The sequence below is a fragment of the Pseudomonas sp. NFR02 genome (genome assembly GCF_900119375.1).
GTDB lineage: Bacteria > Pseudomonadota > Gammaproteobacteria > Pseudomonadales > Pseudomonadaceae > Aquipseudomonas > Aquipseudomonas paracarnis.
In genome coordinates this window covers 429,354-456,317 of record NZ_FPJJ01000002.1, presented here as the reverse complement: position 1 = coordinate 456,317, position 26,964 = coordinate 429,354, and the positions used below count along the sequence as shown (strand labels likewise).

Here is a 26,964-nt window from a genome sequence, read left to right as displayed (position 1 = left end):
CGTCAGTATAAAAAGCAAGCGGTAGGATATTTCACTCTATAAACACACAAATTTGGCGATATGCCCCGTAAAAAAGTCCTTGGGCGGGGGAAGTACCAGGCCTCTAGACCGGCCTTCCCAGGGTAAAACGGCGCAGAGTATTGCATAACCTGTTACCGGTTGGGCTCGCTCATCCGCCGCAGGCGCGAGCGAGCCCACCTTGGCAGTCAGTCAACACTGAAGAACAAACGCCGCGCCAACAGCCTGGAAATGCTCGCCCGTTCGATCTCCAGGGTCTGCTGTACACGGCCGGTCTGGCCGGTGCGAATCCGCGCGAACGCCTGGGCTTCGGCCTGGGCCTGGGCCTGGCGCCCGAGGCGTTCCTGTTCAGGGCTCTTGAGGTGGGCAGCGGTGTAGTGGTCGTCCGGCCCCTGGCGGTTTTCATAGTGAAAATGTGCGTAACACAGGGGCAGCCCAGTGTCCGCGTCCAGCACGACATACACTTGGATAAAATCCCGGGCTTTGTCCTTGATGGGCACGCGCGCGTCTTGGCGAACGATGCGAACTTCATTGAGCCCGTGCAGAAAGTCCACGTCTTCGGCGCGACTCAACTTCAGCTTGCTCGCGCGCACCCGCGCCTCCACACCCGCTGCGTCCAACCGCAGCGCGGCGGCACGCAACTGGGTGGCACGCACTCTCGCCGTGTTTTGCTGGGTAGGCTTCAGCCGTGACGGGTTCAAGGTCAGCAGTTTCTTGTCGATATCCGCAGCGACCATCCGCCGGCTGTTGGCCTGAGCCGCCAGTAAGGCTTGCAGAGATGAAGGCTCGCATTTGCTGGCCAAGGCCTGCACCTTGAGGATGGCGATATCTACATCCGCCAACAAACGCTGGCCCTTGTTCAGCAGCGCGCCCAATTGTGGGTTGGCCGTGCGCCGGGGCGCAGGCTCAACCGGCTCCCATATGCCGTCTTCAGCCTCGGTGAAGGTGGCAAGCACACTGCCTTTGTCATCCACCAGCTCTGCCGTGCCCGCTGGCGTCTTGATGCGTGCCACATAAACATCCCGGTTACGGGTGCGGATGATCTTTTTGACCCGCGCCCCTGCTGCGCTGGGCGGCCTGGGTTGTCTGGGTTGTCTGCCGCCAGGCAACGGTGCCAGCAGATCAGCCAGTTGCCCATCGGCTTGCTGGTGCAGGTCGGCCAACAGCGCCTGCAGTTTTTCCAGGTTGGGCAAGTCAAAGGTGTCCGGTGCCATGGTTCGCCAGAACTGAATATGGTCGTCGGTCACCGCGTAGACATGACTGAGGCTTTTAAGCAGTTCGATACGCTCCTCAACCGTGGTGGTCAGGTTCTCCAATTCGGCCAGGGAGCGGCTGGCCCAACGGGCCCGATTGATCACCCGGTTCAAGCTGTCGAAAAACTCTACTTCCAGGGGCGGCCCTTCAATGTCGATGGTGATGCCCCACAGCGTGGTGACCTGCAACGCCTGCAAATCCAGAATGGAGGGGCGCGAAGGCAGCTGTGCGTCCAGCGCCCGGGCTTTGTCACGGCCCAGGCGCGGTACGCTGTTCAACTGCTCCATATAGGCGCTTTCCAACTTGCGATTGCTGATAGCTGCGTCCTCGGCCGCCACCTGTTCGCGCATGTTTTTTTCCAGGTTGGCATGGGCCTGACGGTTAAGGTCGGAGCCGGCTTCGTCATCGGTTTCGTCTTGCAGCAGATCCAACAAAGGTTTGATCCGCCGATTGATCTGGATCATGCGCTCACGGGTGTCAGCGTCCATCAATCGCAAGGTGAGAATCAGCGACTCGAGTATTTCACACAGATTTTCCTCGTAACGGGGACGGGGCTTGATTGCCCGCAGACGCATGAGCAGTTGCAGTTCCTTCTCGGAAAACTCGACCTTGTTGCGCAGTTCCTGCTGGTAACGCTGCTCAAGCCTGGCAAGCTGCTGGGCGTCGATTTTATCTTTGGACTCAACCACCAGCTTGCGCGCCACCTGCATGGCGGCAGCCGCTTTGGCACGCGAACGTCCAGCCTCACGGTACTGTTCTTCAAGGCGTGGCAGTGAAAGCTCCAGCGCCTGCAACTGAGCCTCCATCGCCGCATCGGCATTGCCGCCGACCAAGCGCAAGCGCCCATCGAAATCCCAATGCCCGTCCCCCAACGGCTTGAGCCACGGCCCTTTCTGGGCACCATCGGCGCTGATCACCCGCCACGCGCCCGACTCGTCCACCACCCGATAAAGATGCCCACGCACCAAGGCTCGCCATTGCGGCGGCGAATAAGCGGTGTCACGCAACAAGCCACGGCGCGGGCCGCTTGACTCGGCGTGGTCCCAGCCGCCTGAGAACGCGCCCAGGCTCAAGGTACGGGCCCGTGCATGTTGCGCGGCGGTCAGGGTATCGCGGGCGTTACTCCAACGGGTCGGCGAGCTGAACGTCGCGGGCGGTGCGCCACGTGTGGGCACCCTGGTGGTGGCAGTGGCTCGGGCCAGGGGGGCGAACACCGGATGCTCCAGCTGCAATGGCGGTAAAGGATCATGGGGCGTGGCTTGATGGGCAAGGACAACCATCAGATTGCTTAACACGTCCATGACCGCTTTGTTCCGGACCTGTTCATCCTGGCTGGCCAAGTCCTGAATGTCTTGCTGCAGGCTGTCGATCAGTTGCACCAACCACCCCCCCAGTTGCAAGGGCTCGCTGGCAAACGGCAGGACGCTGCCGAACAGCAGCCACCCCACCTCTTTGAGCCTGGCCCAGCGCTGCTCGGCATTCGATACCGATTGCCGGTCAGCCAGAGCCACCAGGGCCTGGGCAGTGCCCTCAAAGACCAGGCTGCAAGCGTCCTCGTCGTTCAATTGTTTGCTGAGCTGGACCGGGGCAGGTTTCTCGTACAGCGTAAATTCATCACCGGGTAAAAAGCGGCGGATATGCGGTTCAAGGAAGCCGCCGTTGGCATACACCGCCTGGCGTGCCGGGGCGAGCCACGTCAGCACGTCATCCTGCAGCGGGCCGTTAGCCTTGATGGCGTCAAACAAAGCCTTGATCGACTCGAACCCTTGCAACATCGGCTTGAGCAAGGGCCGGTACAGCAGATGAACGCCAGCGTTCCCGGTAGCAGGCCCAATGATGAAGTGATTAGTGACCACATCCTGCGCAGCCTCAGGCGAAGCCTTGAATGCCAGCGGCCACAACGTCATCGCCTGGCCTTGCACCTTGCGCTCGGCAAGGCTGGCTTGCAACGCGGCCTGTACGCGGTCGACACCTTCCTGAGTCAGGCCGTGCTCACCTTTGAGTTTCAGTTCCAGCGCCAGCATCGGCAGTTGCACCCGTAACTGGCGGGTGAACAACCCTGAGCGACGACTGCGCTCCAACGGGTCATCCAGCAGCTTTTTCTTCAATAGGTCCGGGTAGGTCTGGCCCACATCGGCTTTTTCCACACAACCTTGAAGCAGGCCATAGGTCAACCACTTGGGGGCTTGGGCACCCTTGAGGGTGATCTCGGTGACGGTATGCGGGAAGCCGGCCAGGTTTTCCAGGGCCAACTCGGTCAGGCTCACCGTGACCGGGTCGACTTCACCGGCGACAAAGCCCCCTGGGACTGGAATCGCCGCGGCAATCACGCGGTTGAAGGTCAACTGAACGTCGGCGGGCCGCATTGTTTTGGCGGCGGGTTCGGCTTGCAGGCAAGTGCGCAAGGCCCGGTCGGCAAACACCTGAATTGAATCAATACCGTCCAGAAAATGTTGCCCGCCACTGTGCTCACGGGCCAGCACCAGCGCCTGGACCAGACGTGCGTAGGTGATGCTGTCGTCACGGTTGGCATGGACCAGCCACAACGGCAGGGCCTCACGCAGCTTGCGCTGGCCTGCACTCAGGTGCGCAACAAACCAGCGGTGGGGGTTGGTGATGTACGCAAGCAACGCTTGGTGCTGGCCCGGCGCGAGGGGCAGGTTGCGGTCGATGCGATCGATTTCCCGCAGCTGCAGCGCCAGGTAACTGGCGGCCAACGCATCGAAGGGATCGCTTTCCACGTCCTGGGCAAACCACTGCTCAGTGTCGGCGTCTTCGGGCACACAGGCCGGTAACAGCGCCGCCACATCGTCAATGCTGCCCAATGGATGAACACCGCTGGCCGGGCTGAACAGCAACGTCTGTTGCCCGTGGCTGAGGATCAGCAACGGCAACATCAGCGGCGTCGCGCCGGCCAGGAACACCGCCTGTACACGCAACGCCTCACCGTGGGCGCTCCACTCGCGGTCGGGCCGCGTCGGGTGCAGCAGGGTCTTGGGGAACAGCCGGGCAAACCCCTCGTCATTGAAACCAGGTGGTTTGCCGGCATCGTACAGCAACGTCAGCAGATCATCCGACAGGTAGCCCCAACGCGTCATCTCCACCGGCAACGCCTCACGCCACCAGGCTTGCAAGCGCTGTGCATACGCCCCCAACAACCCCGCGCCGCAGCGATTGAGCAGCGGCTCCAGCTCGCTGAGGGTCGGGCCACCGACCACAAACACTTCCCGCACGCGCTGCACCACGACGTGATAGTCCGCCACCAACAGCAAGGGCTTGCTGCTGGCCAAGCGTTGCAGCACCCACTCGGGCAAAGACCGGTAGGCCAGCGCGTCGTCGTCATCGGTCGGGGTGGCGATGTAAATCAAGCCAACCTGCCATTTTCCCGCGCCCAAATGCTCGTCCAGATAAGCCTGGACACTGTCGTTCGCGACTGTGAGCAGGCTCGGCGGCTCGCCGAACAAGGTTTGGATTTGCTCAATGGTGGCTTGGCGCGGCGAGCCTGAAGCGGTGTCGGAAAGGGTCATGGCAGAGCTCTATGATGGTTTAAATCACGAACGCTACCCGCTGCCATCCTGGCGACGCGGTAGTTATCTACTCTCCCGTCTGACGACTCGATCTTTAGCGCCCTACAAACTTCGTAGTGCAGTCAATCAGCGTCTACGCTTCAGACAAGTCCGATCAATCTATAAGAATGGTCAATCGACTATGGGCGCACTGTGGCAAACCGATTCACACCAGGCGCAAGCTGACAGCCCGTCAGCCACGCCGCTGGCAAAAAAACTCAAACCCGCCCAGTCGTGGCGCCGGCTCTACTGGATGATTCTGTTGATGGCTCTGATCGCCCTGGGGTTTGCCGCCACCCGTGAAATGCACACGGCCCACTGGCAAGCCCGCACATTCAGCCAGTGGGCGGCCCAACTGACCTACACGGTGGCCCCCGGCGCCAGCGATGCCATGGTGTACCCCGGCGACGGTCCGTTCGATCGGCGCCTGGGCTACAGCGCCTTGGGTGAGTTCCTGCCGCGCCTGCTCAAGCGCAACTATCTGATCGAATCCCAGGCGCGCTTTTCCGACGCGCTGATGGACTACAGCCGCCATGGCCTGTTCATTCCCTATGCCGAAAAGCTGCAAGCCGGATTGACCATCACCGACTGCCGCGCCGCACCGCTTTATCAATTCAACTATCCGCCTCAGCTGTATAAGCACTTCAACGAGGTGCCAGCGCTAATGGTCCACAGCCTGCTGTTCATTGAAAACCGCCAATTGCTCGACCCTGACCCGCCCCAGGCGAACCCCGCCGTGGACTGGCCGCGCTTTGCCAAGGCTGCCTGGTCGCAAGTCGCCCGTCAGTTGCACCTGCCAGGGCAATCGGCGGGCGGCAGTACCCTGGCGACGCAACTGGAGAAGTACCGCCACTCCCCGGACGGCTTGACCCTGTCGGGCAGCGAAAAGATCCGCCAGATGCTGTCCGCCAGCGTACGCGCCTACCAGAACGGGCCCGACACCCTCACCGCACGGCAAAACGTAGTGCGCGACTACCTCAACAGCGTGCCCCTGTCGGCGGTCCCTGGGCACGGCGAAGTGCATGGCATCGCCGAGGGGTTGCGGGTGTGGTACGGCGCCGAGTTTGCCCAGGTCAACCGGGCCTTGAACGACACCGCACAAACCCCGGCCAGCCTCGCAGCGCGCGGCCTGGCGTTGCGCCAAGTGCTCTCGCTGATCATCGCCCAGCGCCGCCCCTCCTATTATTTGACCAAGGGCCGTGACGACCTGGTGCAACTGACCGACAGCCACTTGCGGTTGCTGGCGCAAAATGGTGTGGTGCCGGCCGAATGGGTGACGGCGGCGCTGGCAAGCAAGGTCAGCTACCGTGATTGGCAGCAGCAGCCGACCCTGCAAAAAGTCGAGACCAACAAAGGTATCAGCGTCGCGCGCAGCCGCCTGGCCGCCCTGCTCGACCGCCCACTGTACGACCTGGACCGCCTGGACCTGTCGGCCACCAGTACTTTGCAGGGCCAGTTGCAAGAGCAAGTCACCGCCTACCTCAAACGCCTTGCCGCCCCTGACTATGCCGCCCAGGTCGGGTTACTCGGCGAGCGCTTGCTCACCCCGGCGAGTACCCCGCAGGTACGCTACAGCTTCACCTTGTTCGAGCGCACCAACGGCGGCGCACGGGTACGGGTGCAGACCGACAACACGGACCAACCCTTCGACATCAACAACGGCAGCAAACTGGAACTGGGCTCCACCGCCAAGCTGCGGGTGCTCACCACTTACCTGCAAATCGTCGCCGAACTGCATGAGCGCTACGGCGCCGCAACACCTGCGGCACTGAAAAAAATCGAGGTTGCGGAGCAGGACCGCATCAGCCGTTGGGCCGTCGATTACCTGCTCCAAAACCCCCGCAAATCCCTGGCCGACATGCTCGACGCTGCGCTTGACCGCACCTATTCGGCAAGCCCGGGCGAGAGCTTTTTCACCGGTGGTGGCCTGCACCGCTTCCATAACTTTCGCAACGAAGACAATGGCCGCAACCCCACCCTGCGTGACGCCCTGCGTGAATCGATCAACCTGCCCTTTATCCGCCTGATGCGCGATCTGGTGCGCTACACCACCTACACCAGTGCCAACAACAGCGCGCATTTGCTCAAGGACGACAACGAGCCGCGCCGTCAGGAATACCTGGCGCAATTCGCCGACCGCGAAGGCACCACGTTCCTGCTCAAGTTCTGGAAGAAATACCAGAAGAAAGACACCCAGGCGCGCCAGGAAACCTTCCTCGACAGCCTGCATCCCACGGCGATCTGCCTGGCCGCGGTCCACCGTTATCTGCTGCCGGAGGCCAGCCGCGACAGCTTCAACAGCTTCGTGCGCGCGCGCCTGGCCGGCACCAAGGGCGAGCAGACGCTGACCGACAAGCGCCTCGATGCACTCTATGACAGCTACGGCCCCGGCGCCTACGACCTGCCCGATCAGGGCTATATTGCCAAGGTGCATCCCCTGGACCTGTGGTTGCTGGGCTACCTGATCAACCACCCGGAGGCGACGTTCAGCGAAGTCGTCAAGGCCAGCCAGTTCGAGCGCCAGGAGGTCTACAGCTGGCTGTTCAAGAGCCGCCACCAGAGCGCACGCGACAGCCGTATCCGCACCATGCTGGAGATCGAAGCGTTCCTGGAGATTCATCAACGCTGGAAGGACGTAGGCTACCCCTTCGATCATCTGGTGCCGTCCCTGGCGACCGCCATCGGCAGCTCCGGCGACCGCCCTGCCGCACTGGCCGAGTTGATGGGCATCATCCTCAACGATGGCGTGCGCATCCCGGTACTGCGCATCGACAGCCTGCACTTTGCCGCCGGTACACCGTACGACACCCGCGTGATCAACGACCCCGACCGGGCGCATCGTGTCATGCCCTCCGAAGTTGCCACGGCCTTGCGCGGCGCGTTATCCCAAGTGGTGGACGCCGGCACTGCAAAACGCGTCGCCGGCAGTTTCAAACAGGCCGACGGCACACCACTGGCCATGGGCGGCAAGACCGGCACCGGCGACAACCGCATCGAAGCGATCGGTTCGGGCGGACGCATCATCAGTTCCAAGGCGATCAACCGCACCGCCACCTTCGTGTTCTACATCGGCGAGCGGCATTTCGGCACACTCACCGCGTTCGTACCAGGCAGTTCGGCGCAGGGCTTCAAGTTCACCTCGGCGTTGCCGGTACAAGTGCTCAAAGGCATGGCACCGCTATTGATGCCTTATCTGCAAGGCGAGAGTCAGAGCGCATGCCTGCCTCGATGACAGCCGCACCAGGGTGGTAACCCGCTGTAGCTTACTCCTGGTTTATTGATCCAAAACGCCCGCTTCCAGGGCCCTGGGTTTTATTTTTCAAGCTTATTTTCAAGCATTCAGCTGAATAGACTCCAAAGCCTTTAAAGGACTATTCAGGTTAAAAGAAATGCCCATTTTGCTCCCCCCAGCCACGACGGACAGTTTTCAGGGCCGCCATATCGAACACCTGAAAAACGCCGTGCCCGACTGGCTCACAGGCGCGTCCCTGGCGCGTATCAACACGCTCAAAACCGCAAAACTGCCCTTGGCGCGGCCTTATCCGCACGCTCCCACCGAAGCTCACTCACCACTCAAACAGGCCATTGCCGAGCATTGGCGGGCCCAGAACACCCTGGACAAACGCCTGGGGGATATCAACGATCTCTACGCGTTTGCCGAGCCGTTACTCAAAGCGGCTTTGTTCACTGACTACGGCGACATTGACGTCAAGAACACCTTTTTGCGCCTGTATACCGATGCCGCCCTGGCCTGGTGGACGGTCAATGTCACACAAGGCGTACACAGCAAAACCCTGTCGTTGCTGGATGCCGCCCTGAGTAACTTTTCCGCGAAAGACCGCTTTGTCGATTTTGCCTTTCTCAGCGCGCAAGGCCCGCGTGGGCAACAAGACATCCTGCATTTTCCCCACTGCCGCACCGGCGTGCGACTTGACGCAGACACCTTCAAGAACATTTGCCGAAGCCTGGACATCGGCGCTCGTTACCAGGCCAGCCTCCGGCAACGACTGGGGTTCGATAACCCCCCCGTTGCAGTCGCCGTGCGCGATGAAGCTGTCAGCGCCCACAAGGCCGCCTTCAAGAGCGCGGCCCATCTGGCGCAACTCAAAGGCGATCTGCGCGCCGATGCACTGGAGACCGTGCGGGGCTTGATCGAAGAACGCGCCGACGTGCGGCTCGATGGCCTGCCCATCAACAGTTACAACCTGAGCCTGCTGGATTGCCCACTCACGGGCATCCTGCTGTTCATGGCACAACCCGCCAGTGGCCGGCTCATTGCGTATGTACCGGGAGACCCTGAACACCCCGTCAAGGAATACCCCGACCCCATCGCTTTTGTACGAGAACTGACCCGCCAGTTGAAGGGCAGCTCCATGCAAACCACTGGCCCCTACCCGCAGTTTTTCAGCCAGTTTGTCCCTCACCAATTGCGCGGCCGGTTTTTCGCACAGCTCAATGCGCGACTCAGCCAGAAGACCGAACGGCCCACCCTGCAATTTCGCCTGCAGGACATCACCGAGGATTATCAGAACCGCTCGGACGACCCGGCCGCCGACAACCTGTGGCGTTACCTGTACCGTGTCCAACTGAACAAGATCGTCAATGACGCCAGGGACATGGCGGTGTCCACCGCCTACGTCGACCACCTGGCCCGTTGGGCCTGGTGGGATAACTTGCAGCAGGTGCTGTCGGACTTGCTCAATGCCAGCCTACTGCTGATCACCCCCTTTGTGCCCCTGGTGGGAGAACTGATGTTGGCCTACACCGCCTATCAAGTGCTCGATGAGGTGTTTGAAGGCATTGTCGACTGGTCTCAAGGCCAGCGCACGGAAGCTGCACAACACCTGCTCGACGTGGCGCAGAACCTGATCCAGGCAGCGCTCTTTGCCGGCACGGGAAAACTCGGTGAGGTCATCCAGCTCAAGCCTTCGTCGTTTGTCGACGGCCTGCACCCGGTGCGCGTGCCCGACGGCCAACTCAAATTATGGAACCCTGACCTGCGCCCCTACGCGCAACAGGCGCATGGCCTGCCTGCCGACTCGCTGCCGTCGCCATCGGGCCTGCATGAGCATCAAGGCAAGCATCTGCTGGCACTGAACGGCGAGCACTATGAGGTGTTGCCCGACGCCGATACAGAAGAGCATCGGATCAACCACCCAACACGCACGGATGCTTATCGCCCGCAGGTATTTCTCAACGGTGACGGCGCGGTATTGCATGAAGGAGAGCAGCCGCAAACCTGGGACAGCGCCACCCTGATGCGTCGCCTGGGACATCGGGTCGAAGGTTTCACCGATCAGCAGCTGGAACAAATGCGCCGGGCCAGCGGCACCGACGAGGCCGTGTTGCGCGCCATGCATCTGTACCACGAGCCCATGCCGCCGCTGTTGGCGGGCACGCTCAGGCGCTTCGAGGCTCAGGCTTATCCGGCCATTGCCAGCGAAAGAATCCGCACCGGCCAAGCGCTGGCGTCGGACCCTTCGTCAGACTGGTTCATACAAACGGTCACCGAGCTGGACGGCTGGCCCTCTGACAAAGCCATCGAAGTGTTCCTCAACCCCGACTTGTCGGGACGCAGCATCAAGGTCGGCAACCCCGACGCAGCACCGACAGACACCTTGCCCCTCAGTTTTGCTCAAGTGATGTCGGGACAGTTGCCCGAACATGTCCTGGGCTTTCTCGATGAAGAAGCGAGCCGCCGACTGCTGGGTGGCGACATTGCTCAATCGCAACGGGTGCAACACCTGCGAGAGCTACTGGCAGATCACGTGTTGCACTGGCGCCGGGATTTCACCGACAACGTGTACCGGCAGGTATGGGAAATGACGGACGACCCGGAGCACTTGCTGTTGCGCCAATCCTTCCCACATCTGGATACGGCCATGCAGACACGCCTGCTCAGTACTGCCAGCAGCGAAGAGCATACAAGCATGGCAGAGCAACGCTTGCCCTTGCGCCTGCATAACCAGGCCCGTGAACTGGACGTGGCCGCGCAGTCGGTGCAGGCCTTCGAAGGGTTTTATGCGGCACCGCCCTTGCCGGTCACCACCGAGCGGATGGCCCTGAACACCCTCAAGGTTCACAGCGACAGCTTTGCCGACCTGCACCTTCAAATCCGCGAGCAGACGCCCACCGGCACCTTGCGTTGTGAGGCCGGCCCTGTCGAAGCGACGATTCGACGAGTCCTGGTGCCGACCGTACGTGGCTATGACCTGTTCGATGAAGCGGGCACGCGGCTGTCCTCCCACACAGACCTGTATGAGGCGGTGCTCGGTACATTACCCGCCGATAAAGCCCAGGCGCTGGGTTACCACCCAGGCCAAGGCGCGCAACTCAAACAGTGGCTGATGGACCAGGTCGCATCACTGGCCGAACGGCGTGTGGTGCTGGCCGAGCCTCCGACCTACCGTCGGGCCGACCGAGAAACCGTGCAACTGCTGGGCGGCGGCGGTGTGAGCCGCTGCGCCGAGCCCCCTGTCGAAACCTACGCTCAACATGCCCGGCAAACGTTGCAGCTGCTGTTTCCCACACTCGACGAACAGCGCCTTGAGCTGTTTATCGACAGCGTCCCTCCTCGACACCTGCGCAATCTGCTCAACGAGCTGACCGAAGAAAAACAACGCCTGCATGTCGAGCTGCAAACCTGGAAAGACAGCCCGACACAACACGCCAGAGGCAGTCGAGATGACCGTGTGCAACGAGCCAGGAGAAGACATTTAGCCGTGGCCATCGAGCGATGCTGGGGCGATCGATTTGCACAACACACCGATGCTTACGGCCACCCTCAAAGCGGTGCCCGCCTGGATCTGCACCATTGGCCCTTGCCATCGACACTGCCTCGACTGACCGCCAATTTCGAACATGTGACCGCCCTGAACCTGAGCAATACCGAATTTGGCCCAGCACACAGCGACTTTCTCAAACACTTCCCCACCCTGCGCAGCCTGGACTTGCACGACAACAAGCTCATGGATCTTCCGCCGGCGCTGGTGCACATGCGTTTGCTCAAAGACCTCGACTTGAGCGGCAATGACCTGACGTTCAGCCCCGACGATATTCGCAGCCTGAGGAAAGCCCGTCGCCTGGAACGTCTTGAACTGAGCAACAACCCGCTGGTACTCGCACCCGACATCAGCCTGATGCCTGCGCTGCGCCACCTGGGCTTGAGCCGCACGGCGATCACCCAATGGCCACGCGGCCTGTTTGCACAACCTCGTGTTGACGAATTTTTGCTCGATCTGCGCGCCAATCCCATCGACGCGCTACCGGACGCCACCGCAGGCACGCCCGAGGCTCGTGTGATTGCCCGCGCACGCCTGGATCGAAACGCCCTGACGGTCGAGGCGCTTACCCGTTACGAACACTACCGGACCGCTGCCGGCCTGGACCCCAACCGCACCTACGAACCCATGGGCAACAGCGGCCCATGGATGCTGGAGGCTGACGCGCAAACCCGCCCCATCGCCGAGCAGGTATGGAATGCGGTTGAACACGAGCATGGATCCCAGGGTTTCTTCGAAGTCATCCGCTACCTTGAACTTCCCGAGTTCTTTGAACAGGCCGAGGACCGCCTGCGCTACGACAACAACCGCAGGGCCATGACGCAAAGGGTCTGGCGACTGATACGCGCCGCCCATGAAGACACCCCGTTGCGCGAACGACTGTTCAAGATGTCCAGTTTCCCAGGCCTGTGCGCCGACGCCGGTGCGCAGATCTTCAATGAGATGGGGATCGAGGTCATGGCCAGTGAAGCCTTGCGTTACTCACAAGACGCCGCCGAGTGTGAAGAAAAACTCGTGACCCTGGCCAAAGGCAGTGCGCGCCTCAAGCTGTTGGGCAAGGTGGCTGGTGAAGACATCGCCCAACGCGTGCGACCGGTGAGCGAAGGCGGGCAGGGACAACGGTTCAGGTCGGATGTACGCGACGGCGTGCCAGGAGAGGTCGACGAAGTCGATGTGCATCTGGCCTACCAGACCGACCTGGCGGCCAGGCTGGATTTGCCCTGGATCTCCAACCACATGCTGTATCGCGCAACGGCCAACGTCAGCGAGGAGCAAATCAACCACGCCTACACCCAGGTGCTGGCGCTGAGTGAAGGCGACGGATTGGTCAATCAAATGTTGCTGGAACCTTATTGGGAACAGTATCTGCGCAACAGCCACGACCAGGCATTGCGCGACAATGACCAGCTGTATTCCACACGTTTTCTGCAACTCGATGACCTGCAAACCGCGCAGGCCCAATGGGCGCGAGCAGACGAGCTGACAGCGGAAAAAAAAGCCCTGCTGCGCGACACATTGCGCACGCTGGGCGAAGCGCTCCAGGCCCCGGACAGTGTGGTATTTGCCGACGAGCCCATGTCCGATGAGGTGTATAACGGGCTGCTCAACGACCTGGGGTACAAGGAAAAGGATTGGCTGCGCCAACTGACCCGCCAGGCCCTCGCCCGTGACACGGGGCGTAGCAACCGCGCTTCGTAAGCAGGCACACGATGCGCGGCCCTGCCTAACGTTGTGTGCGCCGCCGAACCTGTGGCGAGGGCGCTTGCTCCCGTGACGGCCTGACAACTGATAAGTATCCAACTGATGGTCGCGGTGTGAATATGGGAGGGGCCAAGTAGTGGTTATGTATGCCTGGACTTTTCATGAGGGTGATTAGTGTAGATCGGGTTGACCACCCCACTACTCATCTCAAGGCAACACAACCATGTTCTTCGAACGCCCCTACCCACAGGCTGCGAGCCATGCCCACAAGGGCATGCACTTTGATGTCATCCAGCGCTCCATTCCACATTGGCTCAGCGCGACCACGCTGACACGCGCTCGCGCACTGAAAGCCGCAAGCCCTTTTGTCTACACCCGACTCAAGTCGCTCGACACGCGCGCAGATACGGTTTCCACAGAGACCATGGCCGAGCAGTGGACCGCCAGGAATGCCTTGGATGAACACTTCAAATACATCAAGGACGTGTACTCATTCGCAGAGCCTCTGCTCAAAAAGGCCTTGCGTGAATACGGCGACATTGATGTAAAAAACACGTTCATTCGCCTGTATGCCCCCGCCGAAAAAAGCTGGTGGGTCATTGGCGTTCGCAAAGGCGTAACCAGCCGGACCGTGACACTACTGGATGCCGCTCTGCATAACTTTTCCGCCAGCGAGCAGTTTGCCGACTATGGGTTCTTGTCCAAGCCCGACGCCCGCGGCCAGCAGGCCATCCTGACGTTCACCTCCAATACCAGCGGCCAGCCCCTGACCGCGCAAGTATTCAAAAACCTGTGCCGCACCCTCGATATGGGCCGGCAGTACCAGACGCGATTGTTGCGCACCCTTGGCTTCGGCAATCAAGTCCAGGCCGATACGCTACGGCGCAAAGTGATTGCCTGCGACAAGGCCACGCTGAAAAACGCCACCTGCATCGCCTGGTCGCAGCAGCACATTCAGGAGGACGCCCGACGTCTGCTGTTCGATATTGTCGAGGGCAAGCCCGACCCAGCGTTGGACGGCATACCGGTGGAGTACTACAACCTCAGCCTGCTGAATGCCCGGCTCAGCGGTATCGTGCTGATTGCCGCGCCACAGGGCAGCGACAAACACATCGAACGCCTGATTGCCTATGTTCCTGAAGACCCGGAGCATCCGTTGAAGGAGTACCCCTCGCCGATTGAGTTCATGAATGAGTTGACGCGCCAATTGCGCGACAGCACCGCCACCCTGGATGCCCACGGCCAAGCGCCTGCAAAGACCACCTACCGGCAGTTTTTCAGTCGATTTGTCGACCATAAACAACGCGGGCTTTTTTTTGCCGAGCTGCAAAGCCGCCTGTTCAAGGTGCAGTGGCACGAAAAGAAGCGCACCGATAGTGGCCCCAGTTGGCAAACCATCGCGGTGGACACGCCGCGGTTGCACTTCAGCGTGCAAAACATTTTTGACGACCACGAGAACCGAGCGCCTTCCGGGCATTCGGAGCCTGACACGCTGTGGCACTACCTGTACCGGGTCAACGTCAATAAAATTGTCAACGATACCCGGGACGTGGCGATCAGCACCGCTTACGCCGACTTGATGGCGCGCTGGGCCTGGTGGAATAACCTGGGCAAGATCCTCTCGGATATTTTCAATGCGGCGCTCCTGGTGGTCACCCCCTTCGTGCCGTTCCTGGGGGAGTTGATGCTCGCCTACACCGCCTACCAGGTGGCCAGCGATGTGTTCGAAGGTATTGTTGACTGGGCGCAAGGCAACGGACTGGAAGCCATCGGGCATGTCATGGACGTGGTGGAAACGGTGGTGCAACTAGGCATTTTGGCGGGGGCCGGTACTGTCGGCCAGGCTGTCACCCTTAAGCTGTCGCCCTTCGTCGAGGGCCTGCACCCGGTGACGCTGGATGGCGGTGACAAGCGCTTGTGGAACCCCGATCTTTCGCCTTACCAGCAGACCATCAGCCTGCCCCAAGGCATCGCCTCTGATACACAGGGTTTGTATCAGCATGCCCAGAAACACTGGCTGGCCCATGCCGACCATCACTACCAGGTAGAACCGGACCCGCAATTGCCGCATCACCGAATCGTGCACCCCAGCCGGCCACACGCCTATCAACCGAAAGTGCGCTTCAATGGTCACGGCGCCTGGGTACATGAAGGCGAACAACCGCGCAGCTGGGACGATCACACGCTGATGCGCCGCATCAGCCCCGCTACCCAGGCGCTCACCAACGAGCAGCTTGAACAGATCCGTATCATCAGCGGCAGCGAGCCAGACCATTTGCGCCACATGTATGCGCGCAACCAGCCGTCCCCGCCGCTGCTGGCCGACAGCATCGAACGCTTTAGCGCAGACCGTTTCGCCCAGGCGTCTGTCCAGAAAATACGTACGGGCCAGACACTCGCCCCCTATTCCTACTGGTTCGAACAAGCCGTTACCGACCTCCCCGGCTGGCCGCCGAGCAAAGCCCTGGAGGTGTTTCACAACAGCGATCTGAGCGGCGAGTCGCGCAAATACGGCGATACCCACGCCGCGCCCGCCGATACTCTGCGCATCAGCCTGGCTGACGTGATGGCTGCCAGGCTGCCCGAGCGCGTGCTGGGTTTTCTGGACGAACATCAGGTCAATACGTTGTTGGGTGAAACCTTGCCCCAGGCTCAACAGGCCCAGGCACTGCGCAATAAACTGGCGAACTACGTAGAGGGTTATGGCGGGCATGTCGCCAAAAGTCATTACCAGTTGGGCCAAGCCAGCAGCGACCCACACGTGGCCCTGTTGCGCCAGGACTTTCCCGAGCTGGCGCTGAGCAGTGCGAACGCGTTGCTCAAGCAGGCCTGGCCTGAAGAAACAACGGTGATGAACGACACACAGCGCCTGCCCCTGCGCCTCAAAAGCCTGGCACGGGAGTTGGACTTCGACCATCAGGCCAGCCGCGCTGTCGAAGGGCTTTACCCTCCCCGGCAACCCTCGGCGCACAGCGAACGGTTGGTGCTCAATACCCTGCGCCTGCACAGCGACGTGTTCAGCCATCTGAACATCGACATCCGGGACAACAGCCCCACCGGCCCGTTGCGCTGCAGCGTCGGTGAAACCGACGCGCCGCAGGCCCGCACACTGGTACGCAGCGCAGACGGGACCTACACCGTGTTCGACGCCGATGCCAACCCACTCAACCCAGCCACCACGCTGTACGAGTCCCTGCTGTGGACCCTGGCGCAGGATCCGCAGCGCGCCCCGCCCTACACCGTCGGCGAAGGTGAACAGCTCAGGCAGTGGGTGATCGAACATAACCAGGCACCGGCCGAGCGACGCCTGGCATTGGCTGAGCCGCCCTTACGCATGCGGCCCGCTCCCGAGACCGAGGTGCTGCTGGGCGGAGGCGCATCCTGCAAAATGTCCCGGGTCGACAGCTATGACATGCAACCCAAAACCATTGAAGAACGCATCAAACAGTTACTGCCCGCGATGAGCAACGACAGCGTTCGACGCTTATCAATCACGATGAGCACAGCCGAAGGCGAGCAAACGCTGATGCAGATGGAGTCGCAAAAACAGCAGTTGTTCAATCAGCTCGACGCCTACATAAAGGGTCCGACGCCCAGGGCGGGCACGCTGTTGGAGCCCGAAGTCCGCAAACGCCGGGCGCAAGTCGCGACCCGCCTCTATGATGGCTGGAGCAATGGCCTGACGGTGCATCTGGACGAAAGCTTCGAACACCGCGGCGGTATCGCTCTGGACTTGTTCAATACGCCCATGCCCGACGAACTGCCCACCCTTAACGTGCCACTGAACCACATCAGCGACCTGGACCTGCGCGGTTGTGATTTTTCCGATCGCCACGCCGCCTTTCTAGACAATTTTCCGCATCTGCGCGACCTCGATCTGAGTCACAACCAGCTCACCCAGTTACCTGCGACCCTGGGCAAGCTCAAACGTCTTCGACGCTTGCATCTGGAAGCAAATGCCCTGGTTCTGGACGATGCCGCCATTGCAACACTTGGACGGCTCAAGCGTCTCAAACAGCTTGAGATGGCCGGCAACCCACTGGGGCAAACACCGAATATCAGCCAAATGCCGGCCTTGACCTTGCTGAACCTGCGCAATACGCAAATAAAGGACTGGCCCGTCGGGCTCGTCGGTCGCTCACGCGCGCGCGGGTTCCAACTGGACCTGAGCGAGAACCCGATCACCCAGTTACCCCATGTCGCCCCAGGTTCGGATGATGCCGACATCATTGCCCGTACCCGCCTGGACCAGAGCAGGCTCACCTCGGACTTTCAGGACTTGCTCGCTGAATACCGCGAGTCTGTGGGGCTGGACCCGCTGCGCTTCTACGCGCCTAGAGGTGAAAGCGCACCCTGGCTGAGTGACATCAAGCCTGAGGAGCATGAGCAGCACCGGCAGCTGTGGGACGCGATTGAAAAGGAACCCGGCTCTCAGGGTCTGTTTGAGGTGATCAAATCGCTCGAAGAGCCGGACGAGTTCCAGGCCGAGGAAGACCGCCTGGCCTATCAGAACAACCGGCCTGAGCTGAGCCAGAGGGTATGGCGCCTGCTGAGGGCGGTCGAAGCCGACAGCAACCTGCGCGAGCGCGTGTTCAAGGATACTCGCTACCCCGGCTTGTGCCCCGACGCCGGCGCGCTGATATTCCAGAAACTGGGCGTCGAAGTACTCGCCAGCGAAGCCTATCGAACCAGCACCACACCGGCAGAACTCGAGGCCAGGCTGGTGGTGCTGGCCCGCGGAGCCGCGCGCGATGCCTATATGGGCAAAGCCATTGGTGAAGACATCGCCCACCGCCTCAAACCCAAAGATCAGGGCGGGCTGGGGCAACGGCTATGGTCGCAGGTCATCGACGGCGAGCATGGCGAGGTCGACGAGGCCGGCATTCACTTAGCCTATCGCAGCACCCTGGCAGACCGGCTGGACCTGCCGTGGCTATCGACCCATATGACTTACCGCACACTTGCCGATGTAACCCCCGCGCAGATCGAAAAGGTGGCCGCCGCAGTAGCCAGGTTGGAAGAGGGTGACGGGCTGGTGAACCAGATGCTGTTGGACAAAGGTTGGGAGCGTTACCTTGAGCAGCACAACCCCACCGCCAAATGGAACAATGACACAGCCTTCGACTTGAAGTACCTCCAACTCGATGAATTACAGGCACTGCAAGCGCAATACGCGCAGTCACAGGAGCTGCCGGAGATTGATCGGCAAGCCCAGCGGGTAAAACTGCGCGGCCTGGCGCAAGCCCTGGGATTGGACGAAGACAGCGTGTTATCCGGCAACCCTATGAGTTCAACACAGTACGACACAGCACTCAATGAGCTGGGGTACCGGCACAATCAGTGGCTGCGAGATCTGACGCGTGTTGCGCTGAACCGGGCCGGAGCACGTAAAAACCGAGCTTGATGCGGCCCTGGCGTTCAAGGCGCAAGAAAATCAAACATCAGATGCACCGTGCCGTAGTAGGCCCCGCCCTGGTACCCCCCCTGCGGCTCGATCGCCGAAATATCCAGCTCGACGCGCCGGCCCATGCCCGCTTCGTCAGCGCTGAGTACCTGGGTCGAGTCCAGGGTCAGGGGCACCCGGTTGAACAGCACGCGCAAATCGATACGGTCATTGCCGCTCAACAGATAGGGCACGTCTCCCAGGCGTGCCGCAACGCCGCCATTGAGATTCTTGACGTCGAAGTTCTTGCGCAGGCGGCCGAGCCGGGAGGTCGCCAAGTCCCAGGCCAGCAGCTGATCCTGCCCCATCCAGTCGGGTTCGGAAGGCAACACATAGGCTTCGTGGACCGGGATGGTCACCGACACATCAAAGCTCTGGCGTTCCTGAAACGCCATCGCTTGCCCGCCCAGGGTCAACGGCACCATCAGCGCCGCCAGTCGCGTCAATTGTCTAAATATCATCGGGTGACCTTCATCGGTTTTTTGTCCCGGCCTTCAACCAACTGGAAGCTAAATTGACGTTCGACTTTCTTCTCGAATACCAGCTGGCGGCCAGGCAGGATGTGGTGCTTGGTGGTGGGTTCACAGTCGGTTTTCTTTGCCACTGAACAGTCCCGGAACTCATCGAGCACGACCGTACTGTTGCCGGCATTGCGCAGGGTGTACTGGCTGGCGGTCTCGCTGATCTGCGTATCGAAGCGGGTATCCTTGGGGCGCACGAAGAACACCGTGCCATAGCCCGCCATGACGTTGACCCCGGCTGCCAGGTCTTTTTTGTATTCGCTGCGCTCTGCGTCGGTGACCGCAAAGTCATCTTCCTTTTCCGGCACGACGGGGATAAAGCGCACACGAAAGTAACGCTCCTTGTCACGCTGGCCCATGTACAACAGACGAGTGCCCTGGCGTCCGCCGGCCGGCACGATCAGGCGCGCCGGGCTGGCCATCAGGCCGTCGCGATTGGTGGTGCTGCCCTTGGCGTCGGTCATCGAGGCGACCGGCACTTCCCGGGAGGTACCGTCGGCGTTATAGATAATCTCCAGCACATTGACCTTGATGAACGCGGTACTGGTGCCGCCGTTGAATACCCGCTTGAGGTAGGAGCTGCGGTCGCCTTCCAGGTAGTCGTACACGACGCCGACGTTGATTGCCGGCCCCGCCTGCGCTGTCAACGACATCAGGAAAAGCCCGGCCCATAGCACTGCATGTTTCATAGTTGATTACGCCTTGTTGATTGAACGCGGCCCGCCACGACAGCGGGCCGATGTGCGGGCAAACCCGCCTAGACTTCCGAATCCCAGATCACGGTGACTACGCCTGAATAGGTACTCCCGGGATGCTTGAGCATGTCGCCCACGTCTTCTTTGTCGACTTGAAAGTGCAGCGTGCCGGGGCGGTTGTTGACGTAGTGCACGGACTGGATCAACTCGGTGCCTACCCCATCCCGGCGTAACGGCTGCCGGTTTACGGGCTCGTCGCGCTGGTTGTGCAGGCCAAACGGCAAACTGACCGCGACCTGCAACGGCACCTCATCCCCCGCGCCGTTGCGCAGGCCGCAGGTGTTGCCGATCGCCAGGCCGCATTCAAGAGTCATCTTGAAACGCCCACTGGAGAAAATGCTGAAGGTCTGATCACGGGACAATCGCGAGGGTTGCCGCCCGCGGTTGAGCCAGGCTTGCCAGCCGCCTTCGGGGAGCAGTTCGACACGGTTGCCGCCCGGAGGCAGGGTGACTTTGAGGATGTGCTCGACTTGCAGGGTGAAATTGAAGGTGGCGATGTTGTCGCTGGGAATCATCACGTCACCGAAGTCAAAGTCACCGCCAGGCCCCATGCTGTAAGTCAACGACCCGCGATACTCGCCGGCGGCCATCGTCAACGGGTTCGGCGTCCTGAGTTCGTAGCCATACTCCAGATAGTTGTAAGTCAACCACGGAATATCGTATCCCGGCGTGATGCTGCAGGCCCCTGCGTTTTCGGGAACACTCCAGAAAAACAAGCCAAAATTAACCCCAGCCGCTTGATAGCCCAGCCCTACACAAGGCGGCGGGCCACTTACCCAATAGTAATCCCAGTTAACACCCCCATAGGTCCAGGCGCTGACGCCGGGGGGATAGGCAATATTCCAGCGGGTCCCAATACCGGCGATGCGCATTTGTACCGTTGCCATTTCGCCGGTTGCGGTATGGGTGACTTGAACATCGCGCCAGGCGGATGGCAGTTTGAAGTAGGCGCCTTGTCGTGGGTCGGTATGCCCGGCGGAAATCGGCGCATTCGATTGAGCCCGAAATTCCATGTTGCGGATGCTGAAAATATTCAATGCCTCGCATCGCGCCGGTATATGCCAAGCACATACGCCACTGTGCACCGTCGTATTCTTGAACTTGTTACTCATCGGGTTCGTCGGATCAGGGCGAAACACGGCGGTGATGTCCTCAACGAACGCCTGCGCCGTCAAGCTCGTACAGCCGAGGGCGAGTGCCAGGGGCAACGGCCTCAACAGTGTTTTTATTGCAGTGATAAAAGTCATCGAATCCCATCCAAGCCGCCGTCAACCGGCGGTGTCGGCCTTGTGGTTAGCTTCAGCCAGCGTGTCCGGCGTGCAGCGCAGATCACCGATCATCAACACATCGTTTTCATTAGTCGTATGCCTCGGGTCGAGGCGGAACTGGCAGAGCAACTGGTTCTGGTAGCGCACTTGCAGGGTCGGTGAACTGGAACTCATCTCCATGGAGAAAAACCCGTCCACTTCGCTGACGCCACGGCTGGCGTGGTTGATCACGTGATGCCCCTTGAGGGGGGTGCCTCGCCCATCCAGCAGGCGACCCAGTACGGTGACGGTTTTCATCACGGTGACCTTGCGGTAGTCCACACCGCCCTTGTTCAAGTGGTAACTGGAACGGGTGGGCTGGATATTGGCTGCCGGCGGGTGATTGCCTTCGAAGTCGAAGCTCACGCTGCTGCTCTTGTAGGCCGAGACCGGCACATAGTTGCGTCCTGGCCGCAACACGGCGCTGCCGCCGCCCAGGTCGTCGGCGCGCAGGGCAATTTCATCGAGGTCGGTTTCCACATCGATGATCATGCCTGCCCCATTGCCCTGGTACTGGCTGCTCAGCAACATCTTGCCGGCGCCCGCGACGAACGTGCTGTTGAGGTTCAAGCCACCGCTGAAATCACCGTTGAAGGAGCTGCGCTGCACAAAGCCGTCACCACTGAGCGCATCGGTACTGAAGCTGGCCATACTCGACAAGCCGACGCCGTAGGTGTCGGTTATGGCGGTGGCCGAAACGCTTTGCAGCACGTGGTCGGTGAGGTCCTGGCGAATCGTCAGCGAGGCGTTGTTGTCACGCCCACCATCGCGGGCGGTGCGGGTGCCGACGCTGCCGGAAATCTGCCGGCCGTTTGTGCCCAGGTTCATGCTCAGGGTCACGTCGACGCCACGGTTGCGTTGGTCGTTGGTGCCGCTGCTGCCGGGTCGGTCGAATACCGAGAAACGCCAGTTGGCATCACTGCCGAACAGTTTGTCGTGGCGGCTCCAGCCCAAGTCCACGCCTGCCCCTTCCACATTGCCCTGGCTGTGGGAAACCCGCAGGTTCAAGGTGTTCTGTGCGTCGAGGCGGTGGTTGACCGACAGGGCAGAATTGCTCGCCTGGCCGACGAAGGTGTTGCGCCGCAGGCGTGTACCGTCGGGCAGGGTTTCGTAAGTGTCGCGAGTGTCGAGCCAACTGCGGTTATGGCTGAACACCAGGTTGGTCGCACCGAAACTGTAAAGCCCTTGCAGGTCCATGCCAGTGCCATGTTCCTGGGTTTGATACAGGTTGGCGTAGAGGCTGGTATTGCCGGCCACGGTCCAATCCACCGAGCCGCCGTACTGCAGTTGCTCGCGCACCTGGCGAGCAGACAGGCCGAGGATCACGCGCGGATGCACCAGGTAGTTGAGTGACGCACCGGCGGTGATCGCGCCGGAGGCCTGCTCATCCCAGTTGCTGAACAGCTTGGTCTCGCGCCCGGCAAACAGGTTGTAGCGCCACGGGTCGTCGGCGTTGCGCCAGTTGCTGGGCTTGTACACCAGTTCCTGGCTGGTGCTGGTGGTGAGACCATCTTCCACCAGGCGCACTTCGACCTCATAGATGCCGCCCGGCAGTGGCCGGGTGTCCAGGGTTTGCAGGCCGGCCGTCACCGACTGGGTGTTGATCAACAAGCCATTGCGATAAATCTCTACCGCCGCCTGCCGACTGGCGGTGACGTAGATCGGATACACGCTGGGCTTGGCGTCATTGATCGCCAACGTGTCGGAACTGCCATACATCACACCCAGCGCCGTATCGGGGCTGGCGCCGAAGCTGCGCAGTTGACGGGTGAGGCCATCGGAATTCGGCGTGAAGTGGCCCAGGCGGAAAAACTGCCCTTGCAGTTCGCGCTGGGTGTACAGCTCGTGGATCGCATGACGCATTTGCGCCTCATCGCCACTCTGGCGGGCCAACTGCAGGTTGAACACCTGGCTCCAGTTACCCACGCTGGAGCTGGCTTGCAGGCCATAGCGGCCACCCAGGCTGTCTTGCTGGCTGCCATTGAGATTGAGCTGGTTATTGATGATCAACCCCAGGCTGCCGCCTTCCGGTTGGTCATAGAAACGCGGGGTGTCGTCTGCCAATTCAACGTTTTGCGTCAGGATCGACAACTGCGAGCTTTCAAGGTTGTAGTACGCCGAGATCATTTTTTGCGGGCAGGACTGGGTGCAGGCGCCCAGCGCCACGCCTTGTTCCAGCACGGCCTGCCAGGTGTCGCGGGTGGCCGCCGGGACTTTACTGTCACCGGTATCGGTAAATTCCAGAAGGGTCACGCGGTCGTCTTGAGACAACACGATCAAGGCTTCGCCGAGCAGTTGTTGGTCCAGGTCCACACGCACCGCCAGCGGCACATCAAAAAAATGGTCGGCAAACCCTGCGGGCAAGCCTTGGGCCTGAGAAATCAGGCTGCCGGGGGTGGCAGCGCCAGAAGTGGCGGGCGCTGCCAGGGCACTCGTACACACCAACAGCGCAAGCGCTGCCGCGATAGGCGTCATCGGAAACATGAACGGAATACTCGGAATGCCAGGGCCAAAAATGAAAATCAGGTCGGCAGACCGAGGAGGAAAAATCAGCCGACCTGCAAGTCATACAAGGGGTGCCCGTACGTCGCGGGCACTTATGGGTTTCAAGGCGTTGGCAATACCGCGTCGAACACCACCGGCATCACCGCGGTGTAGGAACCACGCTGGGTGGCCGACGGTTTGGCCGCGACGATGCGCATTTCAGCACCCACGCCAGGGGTGGAGTCGGCTTCATTGACTACTTCCTGGGGGGTGCCGGTCAGCGTGACGCCATTGAGGCTGGTGGTGAGCGGGATGTTCTGCGACACGTCACCATTGAACAACACAGCCGGGCCACCTTCGATGTAAGCGTGTACCGAACCGTTGGTGTTCTTGAGATCGTAGATGGCGCTCAACGGAGCCAACTCGCCGCTGACCAGGTTGTAGCTCATGGTTTCGTCACGGCCCCAGTTCGGGTCACGCGGTTGTGCGTGGAACACGGTGGTCGGGATGTTTGCCTTGAGGTTGACGGTGTGACTGGCTTCACCTGCAGCGATAGCTGTTACCGAGGAAGACAAAGCCAAAACAGCCAGGGGAACAGCAACAGCAAACTTCTTGAACATGATCAGTACCTGCATTTATTAACATTGATTGGTTCGTTGCCAAGTACCACCTCAACAACGAATTACGCCGCTGGTTAGTTGAACCACACAACGCCAAACAATCATTCAATAAAATTAAAAGCAGGTATGCAGTCTTCTTCTCACACGCTCGTAGCCCTTGTAATCAGGGCGTGCGGGAAAAAAATGGCACTTTGACCAAACTTTAAAATCCGCTGTAAGAAACAGGCTACACGGCAGTAAAAGCATAACCTGAAAACTACTGTAAGAACTGGACTACACCATACATACACTCGATTAAAAACTCACGACACTTAGCTCGAATTGGAGCGCCAACTCTAATTAAAGTTATAACTCTAAAGACGCTATTCGTCTATTCACATATTCCGATTTCCGGCTGCGTCTCACGCTGCCACGACCGTTGGTCGCCATAGTCTACCAACGACATAAGATATATCTTACGTAATATCTAAACCTGAGCAGAGAAGCCCTACATGAAGCATGATCATCGCGGCGAATTTGAAAAACGGGGTGGCCGTGGCCCCCGGGTGTTCGCCCCAGGCGACCTCAAGCTGCTGCTATCAGCCCTCATCGCTGAACAGCCCTGCCACGGCTACGACCTGATCCGCCGCATCGAAGGCTTGTTCGACGGCGCCTACAGCCCCAGCCCCGGCGTGATCTACCCCACCCTGACCTTTCTTGAAGAGAGCGAGTTGATCAGCGGCGACGCCGATGGCGGAAAAAAGCGCTACACAATCACCGACGCCGGTCGTCTCTTCTTAAGCGAGCAAGCCGTTGCCCTGGACGGCGTGCGCATGCGTATCGATGTCAGCAAGCGCTCGCTGCGCGGGCACGACCGCCCACCCGAGATCCACGAGGCGGTGCACAACCTGCGCCATGCCTTGCACTCACACCACGGGCACTGGAGCCCGGAAGAAATCGTTCGTGTCGCGGCGCTGCTCAACGGCACCGCCCAAGCTATTGCCGACGGGAGAGATCAATGACCACACAAGCCATCCATCGCGTGACCCACGACATCAAACGCCGCCGCCTGCAAGTACTGCGGGTGGTGGATATCACCCCGCGTATGCGCCGTATCACCTTGGGTGGGCCGGAACTGGAAGGTTTCATCAGCCTGGGCAGCGACGATCACATCAAACTGCTGTTCCCGCAGAACGCCGCCGAACAAGCGGCGCTGGAAAGCCCGACGTTCGCCATCAAGGGCGACGGCCCGCAACCCGCCATGCGCGACTACACGCCACGGCGTTACGACCTGGACATCGGCGAGCTGGACATCGACTTCGTGCTGCACGGCGATGGCCCTGCCTCCACCTGGGCCGAGCAGGCACGGGTCGGTCAGCACCTGTATATCGGTGGGCCAAGGGGTTCGATGATCGTGCCGGACATCTTCGACAGCTACCTGCTGATCGGTGATGAAACCGCCCTGCCCGCCATCGGTCGACGCCTGGAAGAATTACCGGCCGGGCGCAAGGTGCTGGCGGTGATTGAAATCGCCGATGCGGCGGAACAACAGGTGCTCGGCAGCGCAGCCGAAGTCGAGGTGATCTGGGTTCTGCGCGGCCACGATGAACTGCTCGATGTAGTGCGCAACCTGACGCTGCCCAGCGGGGCGTTGTACAGCTTCGTCGCCACCGAAACCAAGCTGTCGCGCCAGGTACGGCGGGTACTGCTGGATACGCACAAGGTCAACGAGGAATACCTCAAGGCCGTGGGTTACTGGCGTGCTGAGGGCAGCGAAGAAGAACAGAGCTGACTCAACTCATACTGTGGGAGCGGGCTTGCTCGCGAAGACGGAGTATCAGGCAGCAGATGTACTGGTTGCCCCATCGCCTTCGCGAGCAAGCCCGCACATTGACGGTGCTCACTTTAAGACGAGGATGATTTCAGGCGCCTATCCAGCCCCACCATCGCCAAAGCGATCACTATAAACCCTACCAAAATCCCTGCGGCATTCATAAACACCTGTGGATAACCGAGGCTGTCCACATCCATGAACGGGTACTGATACTGCCCGAGCATATGCCCCCGCAGCAGCACATAACCGAAGTACACCAATGGGTAGATCACCCAGCCGGCAATGTGTTTGAGCCGCAACGTACCCTTGGGCACACACCGCCACCAATACACCACAAACAACAACGGCATGACGTCGTGCAGCAACTCATCGGCGATAAATTGAAAGCCTTGCGGGCTCCACAGATGCCGCAGCAGCAGGTTGTAGGCCAGGCTTACCACCACGATGCTCGCGGCAATCGCGCTACTGATGCGAGGCGCGAGGAAAAACCGCTTGGCGCCAGAGTCGCGCTTGACCAGCGCGTAGCTGAGCACCACGACCACCAGGGTATTGGTCAGCACGGTGAAGAAGCTGAAGAAACTGACCAGGCCGCCCAGCAAGCTCGCGCCACTGGTCCAGCGCGAATAGAGAATCAGGTATTGCTGGATCGCCAACCCCACCCAACCCGCCAAGGCTGCCGCTGCGACAAAGCGCTTCATGC

At 60.6% G+C, this 26,964-nt stretch carries 12 protein-coding genes; 5 read left to right on the top strand and 7 right to left on the bottom strand.

Translation table 11 applies throughout. The annotated features are described in order from the left end of the window. Nucleotides 1–206: 206 nt before the first annotated feature. The gene (locus BT199_RS07755; protein WP_072434251.1) at nucleotides 207–4,799 is read right to left on the bottom strand and encodes a coiled-coil domain-containing protein; all 4,593 of its coding nucleotides are present in this window, start codon (nucleotides 4,797–4,799) and stop codon (nucleotides 207–209) included. Nucleotides 4,800–4,980: 181 nt separating this feature from the next. On the opposite strand from BT199_RS07755, the gene BT199_RS07750 reads away from it, so the two are divergent. From BT199_RS07750 to BT199_RS07740, 3 genes are all read left to right on the top strand, one after another. Then, a complete protein-coding gene (locus BT199_RS07750) occupies nucleotides 4,981–8,070 on the top strand; it encodes a transglycosylase domain-containing protein (RefSeq protein WP_072434250.1) in 3,090 nt (1,029 codons plus the stop codon). Between the two features lie 157 nt (nucleotides 8,071–8,227). Further along, entirely contained in the window at nucleotides 8,228–13,318 is a 5,091-nt protein-coding gene (locus BT199_RS07745; RefSeq protein ID WP_072434249.1) for an NEL-type E3 ubiquitin ligase domain-containing protein, read from the top strand. 226 nt (nucleotides 13,319–13,544) lie between these two features. Beyond that, nucleotides 13,545–18,725: an NEL-type E3 ubiquitin ligase domain-containing protein gene (locus BT199_RS07740; protein ID WP_072434248.1), complete on the top strand. Its 5,181-nt coding sequence runs from the start codon at nucleotides 13,545–13,547 to the stop codon at nucleotides 18,723–18,725. A 14-nt stretch (nucleotides 18,726–18,739) separates the two neighbouring features. Here the strand turns inward: BT199_RS07740 and BT199_RS07735 are convergent, their stop codons facing one another. The 5 genes from BT199_RS07735 to BT199_RS07715 all read right to left on the bottom strand — a co-directional run bounded on the left by BT199_RS07735 (nucleotide 18,740) and on the right by BT199_RS07715 (nucleotide 24,451). Beyond that, nucleotides 18,740–19,225: a CS1 type fimbrial major subunit gene (locus BT199_RS07735; protein ID WP_072434247.1), complete on the bottom strand. Its 486-nt coding sequence runs from the start codon at nucleotides 19,223–19,225 to the stop codon at nucleotides 18,740–18,742. Continuing rightward, nucleotides 19,222–19,974 carry a hypothetical protein gene (locus BT199_RS07730; RefSeq protein ID WP_014717096.1) on the bottom strand — a complete coding sequence of 251 codons (753 nt, stop codon included), beginning with the start codon at nucleotides 19,972–19,974 and terminating at the stop codon, nucleotides 19,222–19,224. The genes BT199_RS07735 and BT199_RS07730 overlap by 4 nt, the downstream gene beginning before the upstream one ends. Nucleotides 19,975–20,042: 68 nt before the next feature. Beyond that, a complete protein-coding gene (locus BT199_RS07725; RefSeq protein ID WP_072434246.1) occupies nucleotides 20,043–21,287 on the bottom strand; it encodes a hypothetical protein in 1,245 nt (414 codons plus the stop codon). A 21-nt stretch (nucleotides 21,288–21,308) separates the two neighbouring features. Continuing rightward, nucleotides 21,309–23,831 (bottom strand): CS1-pili formation C-terminal domain-containing protein, encoded by a 2,523-nt coding sequence (locus BT199_RS07720; RefSeq protein WP_072434245.1) that lies wholly within the window; start codon nucleotides 23,829–23,831, stop codon nucleotides 21,309–21,311. Between the two features lie 122 nt (nucleotides 23,832–23,953). Beyond that, entirely contained in the window at nucleotides 23,954–24,451 is a 498-nt protein-coding gene (locus BT199_RS07715) for a CS1 type fimbrial major subunit (protein ID WP_172832672.1), read from the bottom strand. 491 nt (nucleotides 24,452–24,942) lie between these two features. Between BT199_RS07715 and BT199_RS07710 the strand changes: the two genes are divergently transcribed. Further along, entirely contained in the window at nucleotides 24,943–25,452 is a 510-nt protein-coding gene (locus BT199_RS07710) for a PadR family transcriptional regulator (RefSeq protein WP_072434244.1), read from the top strand. Next, nucleotides 25,449–26,222 carry a siderophore-interacting protein gene (locus tag BT199_RS07705; RefSeq protein ID WP_072434243.1) on the top strand — a complete coding sequence of 258 codons (774 nt, stop codon included), beginning with the start codon at nucleotides 25,449–25,451 and terminating at the stop codon, nucleotides 26,220–26,222. The genes BT199_RS07710 and BT199_RS07705 overlap by 4 nt, the downstream gene beginning before the upstream one ends. A 113-nt stretch (nucleotides 26,223–26,335) precedes the next feature. On the opposite strand, the gene BT199_RS07700 is transcribed toward BT199_RS07705, so the two are convergent. After that, entirely contained in the window at nucleotides 26,336–26,962 is a 627-nt protein-coding gene (locus BT199_RS07700) for a Pr6Pr family membrane protein (RefSeq protein ID WP_072434242.1), read from the bottom strand. Nucleotides 26,963–26,964: the final 2 nt, after the last annotated feature.

Excerpts from the sequence above, each read along its gene's own strand:
- BT199_RS07755 (WP_072434251.1), bottom strand. The coding sequence starts at position 4,799 with ATGACCCTTTCCGACACCGCTTCAGGCTCGCCGCGCCAAGCCACCATT.
- BT199_RS07750 (WP_072434250.1), top strand. The coding sequence starts at position 4,981 with ATGGGCGCACTGTGGCAAACCGATTCACACCAGGCGCAAGCTGACAGC.
- BT199_RS07745 (WP_072434249.1), top strand. The coding sequence starts at position 8,228 with ATGCCCATTTTGCTCCCCCCAGCCACGACGGACAGTTTTCAGGGCCGC.
- BT199_RS07740 (WP_072434248.1), top strand. The coding sequence starts at position 13,545 with ATGTTCTTCGAACGCCCCTACCCACAGGCTGCGAGCCATGCCCACAAG.
- BT199_RS07735 (WP_072434247.1), bottom strand. The coding sequence starts at position 19,225 with ATGATATTTAGACAATTGACGCGACTGGCGGCGCTGATGGTGCCGTTG.
- BT199_RS07730 (WP_014717096.1), bottom strand. The coding sequence starts at position 19,974 with ATGAAACATGCAGTGCTATGGGCCGGGCTTTTCCTGATGTCGTTGACA.
- BT199_RS07725 (WP_072434246.1), bottom strand. The coding sequence starts at position 21,287 with ATGACTTTTATCACTGCAATAAAAACACTGTTGAGGCCGTTGCCCCTG.
- BT199_RS07720 (WP_072434245.1), bottom strand. The coding sequence starts at position 23,831 with ATGTTTCCGATGACGCCTATCGCGGCAGCGCTTGCGCTGTTGGTGTGT.
- BT199_RS07715 (WP_172832672.1), bottom strand. The coding sequence starts at position 24,451 with ATGTTCAAGAAGTTTGCTGTTGCTGTTCCCCTGGCTGTTTTGGCTTTG.
- BT199_RS07710 (WP_072434244.1), top strand. The coding sequence starts at position 24,943 with ATGAAGCATGATCATCGCGGCGAATTTGAAAAACGGGGTGGCCGTGGC.
- BT199_RS07705 (WP_072434243.1), top strand. The coding sequence starts at position 25,449 with ATGACCACACAAGCCATCCATCGCGTGACCCACGACATCAAACGCCGC.
- BT199_RS07700 (WP_072434242.1), bottom strand. The coding sequence starts at position 26,962 with ATGAAGCGCTTTGTCGCAGCGGCAGCCTTGGCGGGTTGGGTGGGGTTG.